Source organism: Neisseria chenwenguii, from assembly GCF_002216145.1.
Classification (GTDB): domain Bacteria; phylum Pseudomonadota; class Gammaproteobacteria; order Burkholderiales; family Neisseriaceae; genus Neisseria; species Neisseria chenwenguii.
On sequence record NZ_CP022278.1, the window covers coordinates 347,638 to 367,230 of the forward strand.

A 19,593-nucleotide genomic window follows, 5' to 3' on the forward strand; every position below is an offset into this window, starting at 1 on the left:
CTTAGAATGAAAATCCAACATGTTCTAAACAGCTATTTCGTCAAAATTGCATCCCAAGTTACAATCCTTTCAGACGGCCTGAAATGCCGTCTGAAAAACCAAATCCAAGAACCCAACCATGAATACCGAGTTAACCCCCGCCGTTTCCCTCTCCGCCCTCTCCCACCGCTACGGCAAGACTCTTGCGCTTGACGATGTGTCGCTGGACATTCCGAAAGGCGCGACGGTCGGTTTGATCGGGCCGGACGGGGTGGGCAAATCGACGCTGCTCTCGCTGGTTGCCGGCGCGCGCGAGATTCAGACAGGCACGGTAAACGTGTTCGGCGGCGACATGGCGGGAAAAGCCGTACGGCAGGAAATGTCGCACCGCATCGCCTTTATGCCGCAGGGTTTGGGACGTAATCTTTATCCCACTTTGTCGGTGTACGAAAACATCGATTTTCATGCGCGGCTGTTTGGGATGGCGGCAAACGAGCGTCGTGCGCGGATTCAACGGCTGCTGGACGCGACGGGTTTGGCGCCGTTTCCCGACCGCGCGGCGGGCAAACTTTCAGGCGGCATGAAGCAGAAGGTCAGCCTCTGCTGCGCGCTGGTGCATTCGCCCGACCTGCTGATTTTGGACGAACCGACCACCGGCGTCGATCCGCTCTCGCGCCGCCAGTTTTGGGCGCTGGTTGACGAATTGCGCGCGGAACACGCGGGGATGACGGTGATTGTGGCGACCGCCTACATCGAAGAGGCCGAGCGTTTCGAGCACCTGCTGGCGATGGATGCGGGCAGACTGCTGGTCAGCCGCCCCACCCGCGAAGTGATGGCGCAATACGGTACGAAAACGCTGGAGGAAGCCTACATCGCCATGCTGCCGTCTGAAAAACAGACCGGCGCGGGCGGGCTGGAAATCACGCCGTTCGTCCCCGATCCCGACGAGCCGCCGGCAATGGAGGCGCACGGCCTGACCAAGCGTTTCGGCGACTTTACCGCGGTCGATCATGTCAGCTTCACCATCGGGAAAGGCGAAATTTTCGGTTTTCTCGGTTCCAACGGCTGCGGCAAATCGACCACCATGAAAATGCTCACCGGCCTGATCCGCGCAACCGAGGGCGATGCCAAGCTGTTGGGCGAACCGATTGCCGCCGACAATATGCAGACGCGGCTGCGCGTGGGCTATATGTCGCAGGCTTTTTCGCTGTATGAAGAGCTGACCGCTAGGCAAAACCTTGATTTACATGCCAAACTCTACCAAATGGGCAGCAGGGGCAAAGCCGCCGTCAACGATGCGCTCGCGCAGTTCCAGCTCGCCGACGTCGCCGACACCGCCCCCGCCGCGCTGCCACTTGGCATCCGCCAGCGCCTCCAACTCGCCGCCGCCTGCCTGCACAAACCCGAAGTGCTCATCCTCGACGAACCGACCTCCGGCGTCGACCCCGCCGCGCGCGATATGTTTTGGCGCCATCTGCTGAAACTCTCGCGCGAAGACAAAATCACCATTTTCGTGTCCACCCATTTTATGAACGAGGCCGAACGCTGCGACCGCATTTCCTTTATGCACAAAGGCCGCGTGCTCGCCGTCGGCACCCCGCCGCAACTCACCGCCGCGCAAAATGCGCCGGATTTGGAAGAGGCGTTTGTGGCGTATCTGGTTGAGGCGGAGGGAGCGGAGAAAGATGGGCAAACCGCGCCGACGGGGAATCAGGCCGAACCACGCAGGCCGTCTGAAAATGAATGCCTGTCTGAAAAATCCATCCCTGTTGAAAATGAAAATGCCGGGCTGAAGCCCGGCCTACACGGTTCCGAACAAACCGCACAGCCAAGTAGGCCAGGCTTCAGCCCGGCATCCGTCCAAGCGATGCCGTCTGAAAAATGCTTGTCTGAAAACGCCGATACGGATCCATCAAATCCTCCACCCCAACCCACACCCCGTCTTTCAGACGGCCCAGACCCTGACCCAACTTCCACTCCCCCGCGCCGCCCTTCCCTTTCCACCGTTTGGGCGTTCGCGCGGAGGGAGACGAAAGAGTTGTTGCGCGACAAAATCCGGCTGTTTTTCGCCATCTGCGGACCGCTGATTATGATGTCGGCGATTGCGTGGGGGATTTCGTTTGATGTGCAGAACTTGAGATTTTCGGTGTTCGACCGCGATCAGACGGTGGCGAGCCGGCAGTTGGCGGAATATTTTTCGGGTTCGCGCTACTTTTTGCAGCAACCTGAAATCCATGACGAAAGCCGGATTGATACGGTGTTGAAAAGTTCGCAGGCGGTGTTGGTGATGGACATTCCGGCGGGCTTCGGGCGCGCGCTGATGCGCGGTGAAACGCCCGAAGTGAGTTTTTACATCGACGGGGCGCTGCCGTTTAATGCTTCCAATATTCAGGGCTATATCGGCGGTATCATGACGATGTATGCGCAGGACGGAATCCGCGAAACGGGGCTGCCGGTGTCGTTGCAGGCGCCGGCGCAGGTGGTGCCGCGTTTCCGCTACAATCAGGATTTCAACAGCATCAATGCGATTGCGCCGGGCGTGATGATGCTGGTATTGGTGATGATTCCGGCGATGATGAGCGCCATCGGGGTAGTGCGCGAGAAGGAAACGGGATCGATTACGAATCTTTATATTTCGCCCGCGGGCGTGCCGCAGTATTTAATCGGCAAGCAGCTTCCTTATATTGCGGTGGGGATGTTGAACTTCCTCTCGCTGGCGCTGGTGATGAATTTGTGGTTCGGCGTGCATCTCAAGGGCTCGTTTTTCGGGCTGGCATTCGGTACGCTGCTGATGGTAACGGCCTCAACCGCGATGGGCTTGCTGATTTCGTCGTTTGTGCGCTCGCAGCTTGCGGCGATTTTCGTAGCCGCCATCGGCACGCTGCTGCCGGCCATCAATTATTCGGGCTTCCTCTACCCGCTTTCCACCATGAGCGGCAGCGCCTATGTATTCGGCAAGATTTTCCCTGCTTCGTGGTACTTGAACGTGAGCATAGGTTCGTTTACCAAAGGGCTGAACGCAGCCGATCTGCGGCAGGAATACGCCGTGATTGCCGTGTTTGCGCTGGCGTGTATCACGGCATCCTGCCTCTTGCTGAAAAAACAGGAGCGGTAAAATGCGCGTTATCCGCAATATTTGGACATTGGTGCTGAAAGAGTTCCGCAGCCTGTTCGGAGATCCCGTATTGATGCTGCTGATTGCCTTTATGTTTACCGGCTCGGTTATCAGCGTGGCCAGAGGCATCAACACTGACGTGAAAAACGCCACCGTCGGCATCATCGACCTTGACCGCTCGCCCCTTTCGATGCGCATCCGCGACGCCGTACAGCCGCCGTTTTTCAAACTGCCCGAAGACGTCAAGCATGAAAACGCCGACGAAGCGATGGACAAGGGCAACTACATCTTCATCCTCGACATCCCGCCCAACTTCCAGCGCGACCTTGCCGCCGGCCGCAGCCCGCAAATCCAGCTACTCATCGACGCCACCACCATGACGCAGGCAGGCGTCGGCTCGTCCTACCTCACCCGGATTATCAATCAGGAAGTCAACGGCTTTCTCGGCCAGACTGCCGCCGCACCGCTCAAACCCGTGATCCGCAAGCGTTTCAACCCCAACGGCGAAAGCGCGTGGTTTATGCCCGTTTCCCAAGTCGGCAACAACGCCAGCCTGATTCTGCTCGTTTTGGTCGGCGCCGCCGTTATCCGCGAACGCGAACGCGGCACCATCGAGCATCTCTTGGTGATGCCGGTAAACGCTTTCGAACTGATGATGTCGAAAATCCTCGCCAACGGCCTCGTCGTCCTCGCCGCCGCCACCGCCTCGCAATGGTTTGTCGTCCACCTCTACCTCGGCGTACCGCTGCAAGGCGCGCTCTGGCTCTACGCCGTAGGCATGATGCTGTTTCTCTTCACCATCGCCTCGCTCGGCGTCATGCTCGCCACCGTCGCCCCCAGCATGGCTCAGTTCGGCCTACTGATGCTGCCTGTTCACATCATTATGCTGATGTTTTCCGGCTCCGCCTCCCCGCGCACCAACATGCCCGAAGCCGCGCAAATCATCAGCGAATACTGGCCGCTGACCCAGTTTATGAAACTCTCCCAAGACGTGATGTTCCGCGGCGCGGGCTTCGGCATCGTCTGGCCGCAGATGGCCGCCATGTCCGCCCTCGGCGCCTGTTTCCTTGGATTCGCGCTGTTGAGGTTTCGCACGATGTTGGAGAAGCAGGGGTAGGCTGTCTGAAAAACTGCAATGCCGTAGATCGGATACCCGTATCCGACGCCTGTGTTATGAAAATAATCCGTCGGATTCAAGAATCCGACCTACCGCCCGTTTGAAAAAACAAAACGTATTCCAGACGGCCTGAACCTCACAAACCCCCAAAGGCCGTCTGAAAACCCACCATCCCAAAACGAAAGGAACGCCCATGCTCCGCCCCACCCGCTTAACCGCCGTCCTCGCCACCGCACTTTCCCTCGCGGCCTGCCAACACACCGCCGTTCCGCAAAGCACCTTACCCGTGCCGCAGAAATTCGACCAAGCCGAAGCGGCGCGGGGGAGCGCGGAGATTGCTCAATGGTGGCGGCAATGGAACGACCCGGTTTTGAGCAGGCTGATCGAACGCGGTTTGCAGCAGAATTTCGACGTGCTCATCGCACAGGGCCGTCTGAACGAGGCGCGGTCGAATGCGGATTTGGCGCGTGCGGATTTGGGGCCGACGGCGGGCGCGAAGGCCTCCGCCGGGCGCATGGTTTCGGGGCGTGCGGATAATCCTTTGAGCAACGGAACCCGTGCGGCGGCGGCACGGTTTACCGGCTCGGACAAACTTTCAGGCGACGACATCAGTTTCTCAGGCAATAATTACCAGGCCGCGCTGTCGGCTTCTTGGGAACCGGATATTTTCGGGAAAAAACGCAGCGATGCCGACGCCGCGCGCTATGCGGCGCTCGGGATGCAGGAGCAGGTGTACGGCACGCAGGTTTTGGTAGCGGCGGAAATCGCTGACAATTATTTCCAAGCCCGCGCCGCGCAAGGCCGTCTGAAAAACGCGCAGCGCACCGTTGCCGTGCTGCGCCGCATGAAACAGTATGCCGACGCCCGTTTCCGCGCAGGGCAGACCACGGCTTACGAAACCAACGAGGCCGCCAGCCGCCTGAGCGCGGCGCAGGCCGTGCTGCCCGCGTTAGAAGCGCAATACGCCGTGCGCGTGCGCAATCTGGCGGTGCTGACGGGGCAGGTTCCGCAAAACTTCAGCCTGCCCTCAGGCCGCGCCGACATCCTCGCCAACCAGCCGCAGGCGCCCGCGGGGCAAACGCCGCAAGGGCTGATTGAACGCCGTCCCGACCTCCGCGCCCACGCCGCGCAAATCAGCGCTTACGCCGCGAAACTTGCCAGCGCCAAAGCCGACCTGCTGCCGCGTTTTTCCATCGATTTTCTGTCGCAAGGCATCCGCATCAGCGGCGACACCGCGCTGCAAAGCTGGGGCAACCTGCTTAGCGCCGGCATTCGGATCCCGCTGTTCACCAACGGCCGCGTCAAAGCCAACGTCGCTGCCGCCGACGCCCGCCTTCAGACGGCCCTGCTGCAATACGACCAAACCCTGCTCAAAGCTCTGGGCGAAACCGACAATGCCTACCAAACCCACGCTGCGCTGGTGCGCCAAAACCGGCAGCTTGCCGAAGCCCACCGCCTCGCGGCTAAAGAAGCCGACGACGCGGAAAAGCTGTTCAAACACGGCCAAAAAACCTTAGACACCGCCCTCACTGCCCGCCTGCGCGAAACCGAAGTCCGCGACAACCGTTTGCAGACCGAGCTGGCTCAAGCGCAAACACTGCTGGGGCTGTATAAGGCGCTGGGCGGCGGATGGACGGCAAAACAGGCCGTCTGAAAACCCAAACCATAAAAAAACACCGCTTTTCCAAGCGGTGTTTTCGTTTGCACAAATTATTTACGCAGACCCAAGCGGGTAATCAACGCGCGATAAGTATCGGGTCGGGTACGGCGCAGGTAGGCCAACAGGCGGCGGCGGGCGCTGACCATTTTCAACAGGCCGCGGCGGCTGTGGTGGTCTTTCGGGTTGGTTTTGAAGTGCGGGGTCAGGTCGTTGATGCGGAAAGTCAACAATGCAACCTGTACTTCAGACGAACCGGTATCGCCTTCTTTGCGTTGGAAATCTTTAACGATTTGTGCTTTTTGTTCTACGGACAATGCCATAACGGAATACTCCAAAAAATAAAATGAACCTTGCGGTTCGGACAAGTCTGCGCAAGCCGGAACCGGCGCAAACTCCTGAATGTCTTTAAAAAAGACAGACGGATTATGCCACAGCTTGCGCGGTTTTGCACGGCTTGCGTGTGTTTTTCGGAATTTTTTCAGACGGCCTGAACCTTTTGTGCAAATCGGAACTGCCGTCTGACACTTCGGCTACGCTCAGTGCTGGCGTTTCGGCGACGCTCGGCAACCGCCAATGCCGTTCCCGCGCGTGCACGGCAGCGCCTGAAGCATCAACATTTTCAGACGGCCTCAAACCATATGCACCGCCAGATACAGCAAAAACCGGCTGTCGGTCTGGTTTAAATCCAGCCGCGTCAGTTCGGCGATTTTGTTGAGGCGGTATTCCAGAGTATTGCGGTGGATAAACAGCGATTGCGCGGTGGCGGCGGCGTGCATATTGTGGTCGAACCAGGCCAGCAGGGTTTTGATCAAAAGGCCGTTTTTATCGGCCTGTTTGAGCTTGACCAGCGTGCGCTCGAGTTCGCGGCGCTGCCAACCGTCTTTGAGCTGGTTGAGCAATACGGGGAGCACCAGCTCCTGATAATTGTAAATCCTCTGCTCGGGAAAGCGGCTTTTGCCGACTTCGAGCGTGGTTTTGGCTGTCTGATACGAAAGTGCAATGCTGTTGCCTCCGCTGCTTTCGGCAAAATAGTTGCCCAAAGCGATGCGGATATTGAGCGAAGTCTGCTCGTTCATGCGTGAAACGAGCAGATGCACGCGCTCCATGTGGTTTTTCACATCCCACCTGCCGAAAGCATCCAGCGCCGGCTTAAGGATAACGATTTGGGTCAGCGAAAGAATCGCCACGAGATTGTCGCGTTCGGGGTAGTTGAGCAGATTTTGCAGATTATGCAGTTCGTTGCTGATAGCATCGATGCCCAGATGTCCGGTATCGACTTCGATGATGCACACCACGCGCGGCATGGCGATGTCCACTCCGAGGCGGTTTGCCCATTCGGTCATCGCGGGCGTGATCTGCTCGGCGGAAACCAGGTTCAGAATCAGTTCCTCTTTCAGCCGCGCATCCTGCGCCAGCATTTCAAACAAGCGCGCCTGCTCCAGCATCATTTCGGCAGTCATGCACACGAGTTTGCCGAATTCTTTCAGGTGCAGCGGATTGCCGGTCAGTCCGATCACGCCGACGGCTTCGCCGTCGAGCCGCAGCGGCAGGTTGATGCCGGGCCTGACGCCGTGCAGGTTTTTGGTGTGTTCGTCGATGTCGACTGTGCGTTCCTGCGACAACGCCAGCAAGGCACCGTCGTGGATCTGGCCGATGCGCTCTTCGTCGCCGCTGGCGATAATGGTGCCGTTGGCATCCATGATGTTGATATTGCAGCCGATGATACTCATCGTGCGCTCGACGATTTTTTGCGCAAGTTTGGAATCGAAGGAATAAAGGGAAGTCATGCGGTTTCCGTTTTGGATTCGGCAAAGGCGGCGGATGCCGTCTGAATGAACTGGTGGAACTACAGTGCGGATACACAGAGTATTGTAGCCTCATCCTGTTTTTTTTGTAACTTTTTACAAGTCTTTTTCAGACGGCCTCCCGTATCATAACACCTGTCCATCTCCCTTCCGTTAGGAGTGTTTCATGCCTGCCGTATCCGCACTCGGCGCAATCGTTGCCCTGATTGTTGCCATCTTCCTGATTTTGAGAAAAGTCCCGCCTGCCTACGGCATGATTGCGGGTGCATTGGCCGGCGGTTTGGTCGGCGGGGCGGATTTGGCCGCCACGGTCAAGCTGATGATTGAAGGCGCTCAGGGTATCACCACCGCCGTGATGCGGATTTTGGCCGCGGGCGTGTTGGCGGGCGTGCTGATTGAGTCGGGCGCGGCGACTTCCATTGCCGAAACCATCGTGAAAAAACTGGGCGAGAGCCGCGCGCTGCTGGCTTTGGCCGCCGCCACGATGATTCTGACCGCCGTGGGCGTGTTTGTCGATGTGGCCGTGATTACCGTGTCGCCGATTGCGCTGGCTTTGGCGCGCCGCGTCGATTTGTCGAAACCCGCCGTGCTGCTGGCGATGATCGGCGGCGGCAAGGCGGGCAACATCATTTCGCCCAACCCCAACGCGATTGCCGCGTCCGACGCGTTCCAACTGCCGCTCACTTCCGTGATGGCGGCGGGCATCGTTCCCGCGTTGGTCGGGCTGGTGTGCACTTATTTTCTGGACAAACGGCTGATGAAGAAAGGTTCGCGCGTGAGCGGGGACGAAGCCGCCGCAGCACACGTCGGCAAGCTGCCGTCTTTCGCCGCGGCCATGGTTGCGCCGCTGGTGGCGATTCTGCTGCTCGCGCTGCGCCCGCTGGCAAACATCGCCGTCGATCCGCTGATTGCCCTGCCGGTGGGCGGCTTGGCCGGTGCACTGCTGATGGGCAGAATCCGGATGATCAACACTTATGCCGTCAGCGGTCTGGGCAAGATGGCGCCGGTGGCCGTGATGCTGTTGGGAACGGGGGCGCTGGCCGGAATCATCGCCAATTCGGGGCTGAAAAATGTCTTGATCGATGGCCTTACCTCCTCCGGCCTGCCGTCCTACCTGCTTGCCCCCGTGTCCGGCATCCTGATGTCGCTGGCCACCGCGTCCACCACGGCCGGTACGGTGGTGGCGTCCAACGTATTCGGCAGCACGCTGGTCGAGCTGGGCGTAACCGGCATCGCCGCCGCCGCCATGATTCACGCGGGCGCAACCGTGGCCGACCACATGCCGCACGGCTCGTTTTTCCACGCCACCGGCGGCAGCGTCAACATGGACATCAACGAACGCCTGAAACTGATTCCCTACGAGAGCGCCATCGGCCTGATGATGACCGTGATTTCGACCCTGATATTCGGCGTATTCAAATTTTAAAACCCGTTTTCAGACGGCCTTGCCGGATTTTCACGAAATATCCCATGCCGTCTGAAACCGCCCGCAGACTACCCCGTAAAAATCAAAAGGAACGACCCATGAAAATCGTCATCGCTCCCGACTCCTTCAAAGAAAGCCTGACCGCGCTGGAAGTGGCCGAAGCCATCGAAACCGGTTTGAAAAAAGTGCTGCCCGATGCCGAATACGTCAAAGTGCCGATGGCCGACGGCGGCGAAGGCACCGTGCAGTCGCTGGCCGACGCCACTGGCGGACAACTCGTCGAAACCGAAGTAACCGCCCCCTTGGGCAACCGCGTTACCGCCGCCTTCGCCGTGTCCGGCGACGGCAAAACCGCCGTCATCGAAATGGCCGCCGCATCCGGCCTGCACCTCGTACCGCCCGAACAGCGCAACCCGCTCATCACCACCAGCTACGGCACGGGCGAACTGGTCAAAGCCGCGCTCGACAAAGGCGTGGAAAAAATCATCCTCGGCATCGGCGGCAGTGCCACCAACGACGGCGGCGCAGGTATGCTGCAAGCCTTGGGCGCGAAGCTCACCGGTTCAGGCGGCCTCGACATCGGCTACGGCGGCGGCAGCCTGGCGAAACTCGACAAAGTGGATTTGTCCGCACTCGACGGCCGTCTGAAAAACGTTTCCTTTGAAGTCGCCTGCGACGTGGACAACCCCCTGTGCGGCAAGAACGGCGCATCCGCCGTGTTCGGCCCGCAAAAAGGCGCAAGCCCCGAAGCCGTCGCCGAGCTGGATGCCGCGCTCGAACATTTTGCCGCCACCGTATCGCGCGACACCGGCCTGAACATCCGCGACCACGCAGGCGCAGGCGCGGCGGGCGGCATGGGCGGCGGCCTGCTGCTCCTGCCCGAAGCAGAACTCAAAGCAGGCGTAGAAATCATCATCGAAGCCGCGAAACTGGCCGACAAAGTGCACGACGCCGACCTCGTCATTACCGGCGAAGGCCGCATGGACGCGCAAAGCGTCCATGGCAAAACCCCCGTCGGCGTAGCCAAAACCGCCAAACGCTTCGGCAAACCCGTCATCGCCCTCGTCGGCTGCCTGCGCGAAGACTACGAAGTCGTCTACCAAGCCGGCATCGACGCTGTGTTCCCCATCATCCGCCACACCGCCTCCTTGGAAGAAATCCTGAAACAAGGACGCGAAAACCTGATTTCCGCCGCCCAAAACGTGGGCAGGCTGTATCGGCTGGGGAAATAGGACGGATACGGATACATACGGTGAAGGCCGTCTGAAAAGTTTCAGACGGCCTTTTTTGTTTACCTTTCCAGGCAGCCTCAAAACAGAAAGCTTGTCTGAAAACATTCCCGCGCCGTAAGGTGGATGCGCCCCACCGTTTGATGCCGTCTGAAAAGCGGTGGCTTCGCCCCCTGCAAGCTACGCCTTAAAATCCTGCATCAAATCATCAATGAGTGCCTTGACAGGGCGGATTTCTTTGATGAGCGATACGCCGTTGCCCACCGAGATATAGCCGTTTTCCAGGTCGCCTTCCAGCATTCCCAGACACATACCCGTGCCTGCTTTGCTCGCCTTTTCTATCTCATCACGGCTCACCCCTTGTGCGTCCATGGCGACCAATCTGGCACTCAACGCTGTCGGCACAGAGCGGTAGTAAGCAGGGTTGGTGCGGTAGATGTGCAGGTCGTTGGCGGTCATTTTGACCAGCAGTTCTTTGACGTTGTCCGCCATACGGCTCTCGGTCGTGGCAAGAAACGCCGTGCCGACCCATACGCCTTCTGCACCAAGGGCGAATGCCGCCCGCACGCCACGCACGTCCGCCACACCGCCTGCTTCGGCAACGGCGGCAACCAATTTGGCATCGGTCATCCAGCTCATCGGGGCTTGGACGATGGGGTATTTGATGTTTAGGATTTGGGTGATGCGGTTTTGCATGGTTTTTCCCTTTGAAATCAGGGAATGGGGTTATTTTAATGATTTTATATTTGGTAGGGAATGGCGAAAAACGGAAAGTTGGTTTTCGGATTTGGAAAGGTGGTTTTTAGGTCGTCTGAAAACAAGCATGCCGTCTGAAATTTATTTTTCAGACGGCATACAGCCTTTTGCAAAATCCCAATAAAAAACACCGCTTTTATTTTAAAAAACGGTGTTTGTTTTTTATCTTATCCGACTACGATTTGAATTTCTTGGCAAACGCATCAAGTTTGCTTTGCACGTCTGCTTTAAATTCATTGAACTTGTCCGCCCGTTCTTGGGCTTTTTTGGCTTTTTCGGCAGACTGCTCAATGTTTTGAGCGTCAATTTCAGCTTTTAGCTTATCGGCTACCGTATCTTGCACCGCCTGCAAATCCCAACGTGCGGTAACGGTGTCGTATTGCCCGAAAAATGCGTCCAAAGTGCTTTCGTCTTTTTCAAGTGCCAACACCAAAATCACGGTATCGCCATCTTGCATTTTTTCAACGGTGCTGTACAAAAGTCCAACTTCACCCAGTGTCTCGGTTGCCCCAATCTGCGTGCCGAACAATGCTCCCAAAGAACCGCCGAGCAACATGCCAAAAGGGCCGCCCAAAACACCGACCGCCGAGCCAATCAGCCCGCCTGCTAAGGCTTTGTTGCTGATTTCGGCATCAAAATCATGGTTGTCAATCTGCGTAATCACGCCGTTTTCTTTTTTGAGCAGTAAGGCTTGGACGATGACGGTATCCGATGTCTGCTTGTAGGCTTTTAGCTCGCTAAACGCCTGAAAGGCTTGGGGTTGGTTGTTAAACAGTGTGGCGATAATATTGCGTTTCATCACAAATACTCCTATATCAGGGGGGGGGGGAAATTTCAAATTGAATGTGTCAAGTTGATGATGTTTATTATAGATGTTTTAAGAAATTTATCTTGCCAAATGCTCCAAAATATTTGCCCAAAAGTCCAAATATGCTAAACTCATCAAAAAAGGATACGCCATGACCCCAAACACCCTAAATACGCTGTTACGCCATGCCGGACAACATGACAAGCTAAAACCAAGTGCGATTGAACACATCAGCATCAATGTGGCAAAGCCCCCCATTTTGGTGGACACCTTAGCCGAGCATACTTTGCTTGCCTTTATCCTGTCGGGCGAGCAAGAGATATTTTTGGGTGAACAGTGTTATACGGTGCAGGCGGGCGATGTGCTTTTTGTGCCGTTTAATATGCCCATCAAAGTGCAATTCAAACTGGATAAAAGACCGCAATTTGTCAGTTTGAATTTGGCGTTGGACGAAAAATGGCTGGGCGAGATTATCCAAAAAATCCAAACCATAAACCATCACGCATCTTCATCAGGCGTGGCGGTAACCAAGATGACCGACCCTGTCCAAAACTGTCTTGCCCGTCTCATTGACCAGCTTGACGACCCCAACCTTGCCTTAGCAGAACTCTACAAACAAGAGCTGATGGTGCATTTGCTGTCCACACCGTTAGGGGCAAGCCTGACGGCTTTTGTCAGCCAAGACAGTCATCTGCACAAAATCAAAAAAGCAAGCGACCATCTGTATGCCCATTTTGCCGATAAAATCACCGTGGCACAGCTCGCTGACTTATCGGGCATGGGCGAGTCTTCTTTTTATCATCATTTCAAGGCGGTAACGGGATTTAGCCCCTTGCAATACCAAAAACAACTGCGGTTAAATCACGCCAATTTTCTGATTTTGACAGAAAAACGGTCTGTCTCCGAAACGGCATTTGCCGTGGGCTATGAAAGTCTCAGCCAGTTTAGCCGTGAATACAAAAGAGCCTTTGGGGTCAGCCCAAGGGACGATGTGGATAAGAACACTGCTTTTGGGTAAATGCACTGTGGTTTAAAAAGCAAAATGCCGTCTGAAATTTATTTTTCAGACGGCGTTTTTCATTTGTAAAAACCTACGCCAGCATATCGTTTTCCCATCCGCCACGGGTATTGACGTTGATGCTTTGTGCCAAGGCTTCCAGTTCGCCGACCTGTTCGTCAGTCAGCACAATTTTTGCGGCGGCTGCGGCATCGGTAACGTGTTGCGGTTTGGTTGCTCCGATAATCGGCAACGCACCTTTGGCGATGGCATAGGCAATGGCGATTTGTGCGGTGTCGGCGTGATGGGTTTCGCCGATTTGTGCCATTTTTTGCGTCAGCACGCTTAATTCGGGCAAGAGTTTGTTGTACGTTTGGGCGCGTTGGCTGCCGTCCGGCAAGGGATTTTGGGGAGAATAACGACCGCTCAACGCCCCTTGTTCCAGCACCATATAGGCAAAAAACGTGATGCCCTGTTCACGGCAATAATCCAAAATGCCCGCTTCTTCCGAGTTGCGGTACAGCAGGCTGTAATGGTTTTGCACGGCGGAGACGGCAAAGCCTGCGGTCTTTAAAATCTCGTTGGCACGCTTGATTTGTGCCAGATTGTGATTGGACACGCCGACACGCTTTACTTTGCCTGTCTGCAAAAGCTCAATCAGCATCGGTGTCCAGCGTTCCACGTCGTGCGGATTGTGAATCCAATAAATGTCAATAAAATCCGTGTTTAGGCGGTTTAGACTACCCAAAATCATTTCTACCGCCGCATTTTGTGCCTGTTCGTTGGCGATTTGCGGGGTGAATTTGGTGGACAAAACCACGTCCGCACGGCGGTTGCCGATGGCTTTGCCCAGTGCGTTTTCAGACGACCCCATGCCGTACACGGCGGCGGTGTCCCACAAATTCAAGCCGTTTTGCATGGCGGTGTCAAAGACCTGTTGCATCTGTTCATCGCTCAGATGGTTGCCGAATACGGCATCACCGCCTGCAAATCCTGTGCCCCACGACCAAGTGCCTAGGGCGATTTTGGGTAAGTTTTTCATACTTATTCTCCTTGATGGACAGAAACGTCTGCCGCCATCGCTGCTTTAAATTCACGGATTTCATAGTCCGCACCGTTTTGCCAATACACATCGGCGGCCAAAATGTCGTCCAATTCGGCACGGCTGTCGGTTTTGGCGATAATCACGCCTGCGTGCTGTGCGTCCAAATAAGGGCCCAGCACCAAAAATTTTCCTGCGTCAAAATACCGGACGAACCACGCACGGTGTTCGGCGAACATGGCTTCGGCACGGTCGGCTGGGATTTCGTTCATGTTTAGGGTGATGTTGATTAAATACATGAGCCTTTTCCTTTAAGTAAAAAATAAGAGAAATGAAATAGGGTTAAAACGATGTTCCAAACAGTTTTTCAGCATTTTGATGGGCGATTTTGGCTTTGTCTGCATAAGGAATTGGTAAATTTTCCAACCAATTGCGTGCACCATTGAGCGACAAGTAAGGATAGTCCACCGAAAACAAAATCCTGTCCACGCCCACCACCGACTGGGCAAATTGCAAATGCGGCAAACTGAGCATACCGCTTGGTGTCAGATAGACGTGCTCACGATACGTTTCGGTAATACCACGCGACAAACCTGTTGCCGCTTGTGGCAAACCATCGTCCAAGCGTTGCAGATAAAATGGCACAAGCTCGCCCCAATGTCCGCTGATTACTTGTAAATTTGGGTATTTTTCAAATACACCTGCCAAAATCAAACGAATGGTCTGTACGCCCACTTCGTGATGCCAGCCCCATGCAAACATGGACAATCGTGCATTGACTTCCCGATTAAAGCCTGTGTAATAGGCTTGCTGTACGGTCGGTATCGGAATGCCGGGGTGCAGGAAAAGCGGCTTACCCAAATCACTGATTGCCTTTAAAACAGGCAGATAGCGTGCATCATCTAAAAAAACTCCGCTTGGGCGGCCGTTAATCAAAAAGCCGTTCAGCCCCAATTCGTTTACACAGCGTCTGGCTTCATCAACGGCTGCCTTCGGGTCTTGCCACGGTAAGGAAGCAAACCCGCCAAAACGTTGCGGATAGGTACGAATCGCTGCCGCCAGTTGATCATTGTGCGTGCGAATCAATGCCACGCCCTTACCGTCCAAAATAAACTGCGGAGCACCTGCCAATGACAAAATCTGTGTATCAATACCCTGCTTGTCCATTTCGGCAATGCGGTTTTTACCAAAATCCAATAACTTACGGTTTGTTTCTGCTGCCAAATTGATGCGTGGCCGGCTCGTGTCCTGTTCGCCAAATACGTCCGCCACGTCTTTGCCCCAATCCGCCAAATAAGGGGCTTGTTGCAAAACCTGAGCCATGCTGTTGCGGATAATCGGCAACTCGTTGATATGCTCTTCTACGCAAATCAATTTGAGTTTTTCGGCAGGCTGTCCAAAAACAGGCACAGCCGATACCTTGTTTGCTACTGTCAGTATAGCCGCCGCACCCAATAATTTTCGGCGAGTTAAGCCCATATTTGTTCCTATTTCAACCGCCCTTTACTGGTCAAAACCACACCGTCTAGCGCTTGAGAATGTGCGTTTGCCAACATCGGCGACACTTTGGCACGATACCGTGAAAACTCAGGCAATGCCTGCACCGCCTGATGAACACCGGCATTATCATAGATTTCAAACAGATACCAATCATTTGGCGAATCTTTGGCGGTAACGGCATATAACGCCAAAATACCCGATTGATTATCTACCGCATGGCGTAACAAACCCAACAATTCCTGTTTGAAATCATCATGATATTCAGGCTTTACCTGCATTTGTGCCAAACGTACAAACGGTTTTTTCAGGCTGCCTGAAATATTTACTGCTTCACGTTCATATAAAAATTGCGGTGCAGTCTCTATGACTTTGCGGCCATTTACCATTTCGGGTGCAATCGCACGATAATGCTTGAATGCGTCCGATTGCGTATGCACTTGATAGGCATCACCATCTTGATAAATTTCAAAGACATAGTTAAATGTTGCATCATCGGTTTTGCGTAAAGAATACATTGCCAACGTGTCAGGTTCATGTGCATGGGAAAATAACATCGTTTGGTGTACCGTATCGCTAAAACGCTGGATTTGCTGTGTGGGCGTTTGCAATTCAAACAAACGCACCATCAACGATTGCGGGGGTTCTGGCAGCGTGGCACACGCGTTCAACAACATCGCCATCATTAAAACCGATAATTTTTTCATTTATGATAACTCTTTGATTTTTTTAACTAACCGCATGGCATGATTTTTGGCTTCTTCACGCTGGGCAGCAACCGCCGCTTCGTCATCACGGGAGGTATAGCCGATACCGCAGGTGTAAACCGCCCCCTGATAATCCAAATTGCACAGCCGTGCGGTGGTTTCAAATTGTGGCAGATAGTCATCAACCCCATGTCCGAAAAACCCGTCTGGCTGGTAAACCTCTTCCGGAGCCCCTGTTGTAAACGACACGATGAATTTTTTACCGCCCAGCACCGCCTTTGAGCCGTGGGCAAAACCGTGCACAAACACTTCGTCCAGCCATTTTTTCATGAGTGCCGGCAGTGAATACCACGAAAACGGAAATTGCCACACAATCACATCGGCTTGTTCCAGTACAGCCTGTTCGGCGGCGATGTCAAATTGCCAAATGGGATAAAGTTTGTCCAATTTGCGGATTTGTGCATCAGGCAACGCCGTCTGAATTTCGTTTAAAATCGTGGCGTTGGCAACGGAATTGGCTAAATCAGGGTGTCCCGAAATGATGACGATGTTTTTCATGATGATGCCTTTGGTGAAAAGATGGGTATATTATAGCGTGGCACATTATTCTTTTTTAGGTTATCATTATTTAAAATATTATTAACCAATAAGGCAATAATTATGAACAGCATTTTGTTTAACCAACTGACCATTTTTCATGCCATTGCCGATACAGGCAGCCTGTCCGCCGCCGCCAAACGCTTGGGCATGACCGCACCCTCCGTCAGTAAGTCGTTGAAATTATTGGAGCAGGATTTGGGCGTATCGCTGTTTTACCGCACCACACGCCACATCAGCCTGACCGAAGAAGGTACACGCTTACGCGAGCAGACCGCCACCGCCGTGCGTTCCTTGGAAACGGCGGTCAATGAATTAAAAAACAGCACGGATAAAATTTCAGGCAGCGTAAAAATCACGCTGTCCCGTTTTGCCTATTATCTGGTGCTGCGTCCTGTATTGACGCAAATCCGCCAGAGCTATCCTGATGTTTTATTGGAGATTTCGGTGAATGATGCCACGGTGGACATTGTCCAGCAGGGCTTTGATTTGGGCATTCGGTTTGCCGACACGCTGGACGAAGGCATGATTGCACGGCGGGTGTTGCCGCCGTTTCAACTGGGACTGTATGCCGCAAAAAGTTACACCCAGCGATTTGGGCTTCCCCAAACGCCTGATGAATTGTCGGCACATGATTTCATCGCCTACCGCTTCGGCACGGCAAACCGCCTGTCGCCGCTGATCTTGGACATTGACGGCATCAACACGCCGATTACAACACGCAATACGTTGATTATGAATGATATTGATGCGGTGATGGATGCGGTAAAAATGGGGCTGGGGCTGGGTCAGACTTTTGCCCCGATTTTTGATGAGCGTGAAGACAGGGCGGATTTTGTGGCAGTGTTGCCCCAACACTGGCGTACGTTTCCGCCTGTATCGCTTTATTATCAGGAACACAGCAAAAACCGGCGGTGTGTGCGTGCAGTCGTGGCGTTGATTTTGGGGTATTTTCAGGGCGGCTAAAAACAAGAATGCCGTCTGAAATTTTCAGACGGCATTCTTATTACAATTTATTGTTGTGTACTCAACTAAAAAGTAATAAAAACCACCGCTCATCATCACGATAAGCGGTGGTTTGTTATTTATTTTACTCGTTCGCCAATCCATTCTGCGACATCATCATTGATTTTTTGTCCGCCTTTTTCAAGCATGAGCAAATGCCCAAAATTGGGATACAGCACCAAACTTTTATCGGCTGAGTTGGTTTCATTATAAAAATCAATGGCATCTTGCGGCACGACATACAAGTCGTCATTACCGCTAATAAGCATCACGGGGGCGGTAAATTTGCGGCCATTGTCTTTTAAGTATTCAAGCCCTTCTTTGAAGCTGTTGGCAAAGGATACCGAGAATTTCTCCAACATTAAGGGGTCGTTCGGCAAAGACAAGCCTGACTCATCGGACTTTGGCATGGGTAAATTCAACGTGGTCAAGGCGACTGAACCGCTGACAAAGCTGTCCTTTGGCTCGGGGCGTGGCAAATAGCCGAAATTCATTTGATGATAACGCAGTACGCCCGCCGCCAAAATAAAGCCGTCCGCCCCTTGCGGGTATTTGGTGCCGTACAGTGCCGAGATGTGTCCGCCCATGCTGTGTCCCAGCACAAAGACAGGCGTGTTCGGGTTTTCACGTTTGGCTTTTTCTACGACAAGGCGTAAATCTTCGACCATTTCAAAATAGCTTTTGATGTGAATGCTGTCTCGTCCGTCCGATTTGCCGTGTCCACGGTGGTCAAAGCGGTAAACGGCGATGCCATTGTCGTTCATGGTTTTTGCCATGTCACCGAACACGCCCGAATGGCTCGCCAGCCCGTGCGAAATCACGAGAACCGCTTTGGGTTTGCCGACTGGCATGTCTTTTTGCAGAAACAAAGACAGGCGGTCTTGGGTTTTGATGGTTTGGGTGGTGTGAACCGCATTATCCGCCCGTACCGTTGGTACGGAAAACACCAAACTCAATGATAACAAACTGACTTTAAATAAATTATTCATACTGTCTCTCTTTGAGATTGCAAGTCAAGGAATGGTTTTCAGGCCGTCTGAAAACAGGCAGCCTGAAACTTTCGCGGTTTTACCAGTGCAACACCGCGCTTTCGTTCACCGGCACACGCCCCAGATGTTTTTGATTAGGCATCGCATCCCAGTCCGGATGTCCGAACGAAATGCCGTGCAGCAGTTTGAACTCATCGGAAACGCCCAGCTCGCAGCGGATGTCATCGGCAAACAGTCCTAAGAACAGCATCGGGATGCTGCCGAAACCGCGCGCCGTCAAAGACAGCATGAAGGTTTGCGAATACATGCCCATGTCGGCGGCAACGTTCACATCGTGATTGTCAATACTAGGCATAAACAGAAACGCCACATGCGGCGCGCCGTAAAATTCCGCGTTTCTTTGGATAACCGCCGCACGTCCCTCTTTGTCCTCACGCGCCACACCGAAACTGTCGGTAAAAACGTGTTTGTACTGGTTGCGCCAGCGCGGTTCGTAAATGCCGCCGAATTTACTTTGGTCGAATTCGAAATCGGGCGTGAATTCCTGTTTGGCAAACTTTTCGGCAATCACTTTGCCCACGCGCCGCAGGGTTTCGCCCGAGACGATGTGGACGTGCCAGGGCTGGGTATTGCAGGCGGACGGTGCGTTTTGCGCATCGGCCAACACCCGCTCGATTTCGCTCCGGCTCATCGGCGTGGGCAGAAACTGGCGGATGGACTGGCGGGTTTTTACGGTGGTTTCAAAATCCAACATATTCATATTCCTTAATTTTATCAACTGTTTATCAAACTGCATTCAGGCCGTCTGAAAAACTCAGGCGGCGAAATCCTGCATCACATCATCAATCAACACCTGCACGCTGC

Annotated in this window: 19 protein-coding genes; 7 read left to right on the forward strand and 12 right to left on the reverse strand. The window is 54.2% G+C overall.

Annotated features, from left to right (window positions below; all coding sequences use genetic code 11):
- Positions 1–118 precede the first annotated feature (118 nt).
- The 3 genes from rbbA to BG910_RS01750 all read left to right on the forward strand — a co-directional run bounded on the left by rbbA (position 119) and on the right by BG910_RS01750 (position 5,865).
- On the forward strand, positions 119–3,094 hold the full coding sequence (gene rbbA / locus BG910_RS01740; protein WP_089035354.1) for a ribosome-associated ATPase/putative transporter RbbA: 2,976 nt from the start codon (positions 119–121) through the stop codon (positions 3,092–3,094).
- A gap of 1 nt (position 3,095) precedes the next feature.
- Entirely contained in the window at positions 3,096–4,211 is a 1,116-nt protein-coding gene (locus BG910_RS01745) for an ABC transporter permease (RefSeq protein ID WP_089035355.1), read from the forward strand.
- Between the two features lie 193 nt (positions 4,212–4,404).
- Positions 4,405–5,865, forward strand: a complete 1,461-nt coding sequence (locus BG910_RS01750; protein WP_089035356.1) for an efflux transporter outer membrane subunit — start codon at positions 4,405–4,407, stop codon at positions 5,863–5,865.
- A gap of 56 nt (positions 5,866–5,921) precedes the next feature.
- Here the strand turns inward: BG910_RS01750 and rpsO are convergent, their stop codons facing one another.
- From rpsO to BG910_RS01765, 3 genes are all read right to left on the reverse strand, one after another.
- Positions 5,922–6,191, reverse strand: a complete 270-nt coding sequence (gene rpsO, locus BG910_RS01755) for a 30S ribosomal protein S15 (protein ID WP_089037085.1) — start codon at positions 6,189–6,191, stop codon at positions 5,922–5,924.
- 103 nt (positions 6,192–6,294) lie between these two features.
- Positions 6,295–6,465, reverse strand: a complete 171-nt coding sequence (locus BG910_RS01760; protein WP_157694007.1) for a hypothetical protein — start codon at positions 6,463–6,465, stop codon at positions 6,295–6,297.
- 35 nt (positions 6,466–6,500) lie between these two features.
- Positions 6,501–7,658 (reverse strand): CdaR family transcriptional regulator, encoded by a 1,158-nt coding sequence (locus tag BG910_RS01765; RefSeq protein WP_089035358.1) that lies wholly within the window; start codon positions 7,656–7,658, stop codon positions 6,501–6,503.
- Positions 7,659–7,842: 184 nt separating this feature from the next.
- Here BG910_RS01765 and BG910_RS01770 point away from each other — a divergent pair, with 184 nt between their 5' ends.
- Positions 7,843–9,102 carry a GntP family permease gene (locus BG910_RS01770; protein ID WP_089035359.1) on the forward strand — a complete coding sequence of 420 codons (1,260 nt, stop codon included), beginning with the start codon at positions 7,843–7,845 and terminating at the stop codon, positions 9,100–9,102.
- A 98-nt stretch (positions 9,103–9,200) separates the two neighbouring features.
- Entirely contained in the window at positions 9,201–10,334 is a 1,134-nt protein-coding gene (locus tag BG910_RS01775; protein WP_089037086.1) for a glycerate kinase, read from the forward strand.
- 177 nt (positions 10,335–10,511) lie between these two features.
- Here BG910_RS01775 and BG910_RS01780 read toward each other — a convergent pair whose 3' ends face one another.
- Both BG910_RS01780 and BG910_RS01790 read right to left on the reverse strand, forming a co-directional pair.
- On the reverse strand, positions 10,512–11,027 hold the full coding sequence (locus BG910_RS01780) for an NAD(P)H-dependent flavin oxidoreductase (RefSeq protein WP_089035360.1): 516 nt from the start codon (positions 11,025–11,027) through the stop codon (positions 10,512–10,514).
- A 235-nt stretch (positions 11,028–11,262) separates the two neighbouring features.
- The gene (locus BG910_RS01790) at positions 11,263–11,886 is read right to left on the reverse strand and encodes a DUF456 domain-containing protein (RefSeq protein WP_089035362.1); all 624 of its coding nucleotides are present in this window, start codon (positions 11,884–11,886) and stop codon (positions 11,263–11,265) included.
- Positions 11,887–12,046: 160 nt separating this feature from the next.
- On the opposite strand from BG910_RS01790, the gene BG910_RS01795 reads away from it, so the two are divergent.
- On the forward strand, positions 12,047–12,913 hold the full coding sequence (locus BG910_RS01795) for an AraC family transcriptional regulator (RefSeq protein WP_089035363.1): 867 nt from the start codon (positions 12,047–12,049) through the stop codon (positions 12,911–12,913).
- A 73-nt stretch (positions 12,914–12,986) separates the two neighbouring features.
- On the opposite strand, the gene BG910_RS01800 is transcribed toward BG910_RS01795, so the two are convergent.
- From BG910_RS01800 to BG910_RS01820, 5 genes are read right to left on the reverse strand one after another with little or no spacing between them, the layout of a single operon-like run.
- Positions 12,987–13,934, reverse strand: coding sequence for an aldo/keto reductase (locus BG910_RS01800; RefSeq protein ID WP_089035364.1), 948 nt, complete (start codon positions 13,932–13,934; stop codon positions 12,987–12,989).
- A 2-nt stretch (positions 13,935–13,936) separates the two neighbouring features.
- On the reverse strand, positions 13,937–14,233 hold the full coding sequence (locus tag BG910_RS01805; protein ID WP_089035365.1) for a YciI family protein: 297 nt from the start codon (positions 14,231–14,233) through the stop codon (positions 13,937–13,939).
- Positions 14,234–14,276: 43 nt separating this feature from the next.
- Complete coding sequence (locus BG910_RS01810) at positions 14,277–15,413, reverse strand: amidohydrolase family protein (RefSeq protein ID WP_198344812.1); 1,137 nt, start codon at positions 15,411–15,413, stop codon at positions 14,277–14,279.
- 8 nt (positions 15,414–15,421) lie between these two features.
- Positions 15,422–16,138 carry a putative quinol monooxygenase gene (locus tag BG910_RS01815; protein ID WP_089035366.1) on the reverse strand — a complete coding sequence of 239 codons (717 nt, stop codon included), beginning with the start codon at positions 16,136–16,138 and terminating at the stop codon, positions 15,422–15,424.
- On the reverse strand, positions 16,139–16,696 hold the full coding sequence (locus BG910_RS01820) for an NAD(P)H-dependent oxidoreductase (RefSeq protein ID WP_089035367.1): 558 nt from the start codon (positions 16,694–16,696) through the stop codon (positions 16,139–16,141).
- Positions 16,697–16,798: 102 nt separating this feature from the next.
- On the opposite strand from BG910_RS01820, the gene BG910_RS01825 reads away from it, so the two are divergent.
- Entirely contained in the window at positions 16,799–17,701 is a 903-nt protein-coding gene (locus BG910_RS01825) for a LysR family transcriptional regulator (protein WP_089035368.1), read from the forward strand.
- A gap of 119 nt (positions 17,702–17,820) precedes the next feature.
- Here BG910_RS01825 and BG910_RS01830 read toward each other — a convergent pair whose 3' ends face one another.
- The gene (locus BG910_RS01830; protein WP_089035369.1) at positions 17,821–18,729 is read right to left on the reverse strand and encodes an alpha/beta hydrolase; all 909 of its coding nucleotides are present in this window, start codon (positions 18,727–18,729) and stop codon (positions 17,821–17,823) included.
- Between the two features lie 79 nt (positions 18,730–18,808).
- The gene (locus BG910_RS01835; RefSeq protein WP_198344813.1) at positions 18,809–19,483 is read right to left on the reverse strand and encodes a nitroreductase; all 675 of its coding nucleotides are present in this window, start codon (positions 19,481–19,483) and stop codon (positions 18,809–18,811) included.
- Positions 19,484–19,593: the final 110 nt, after the last annotated feature.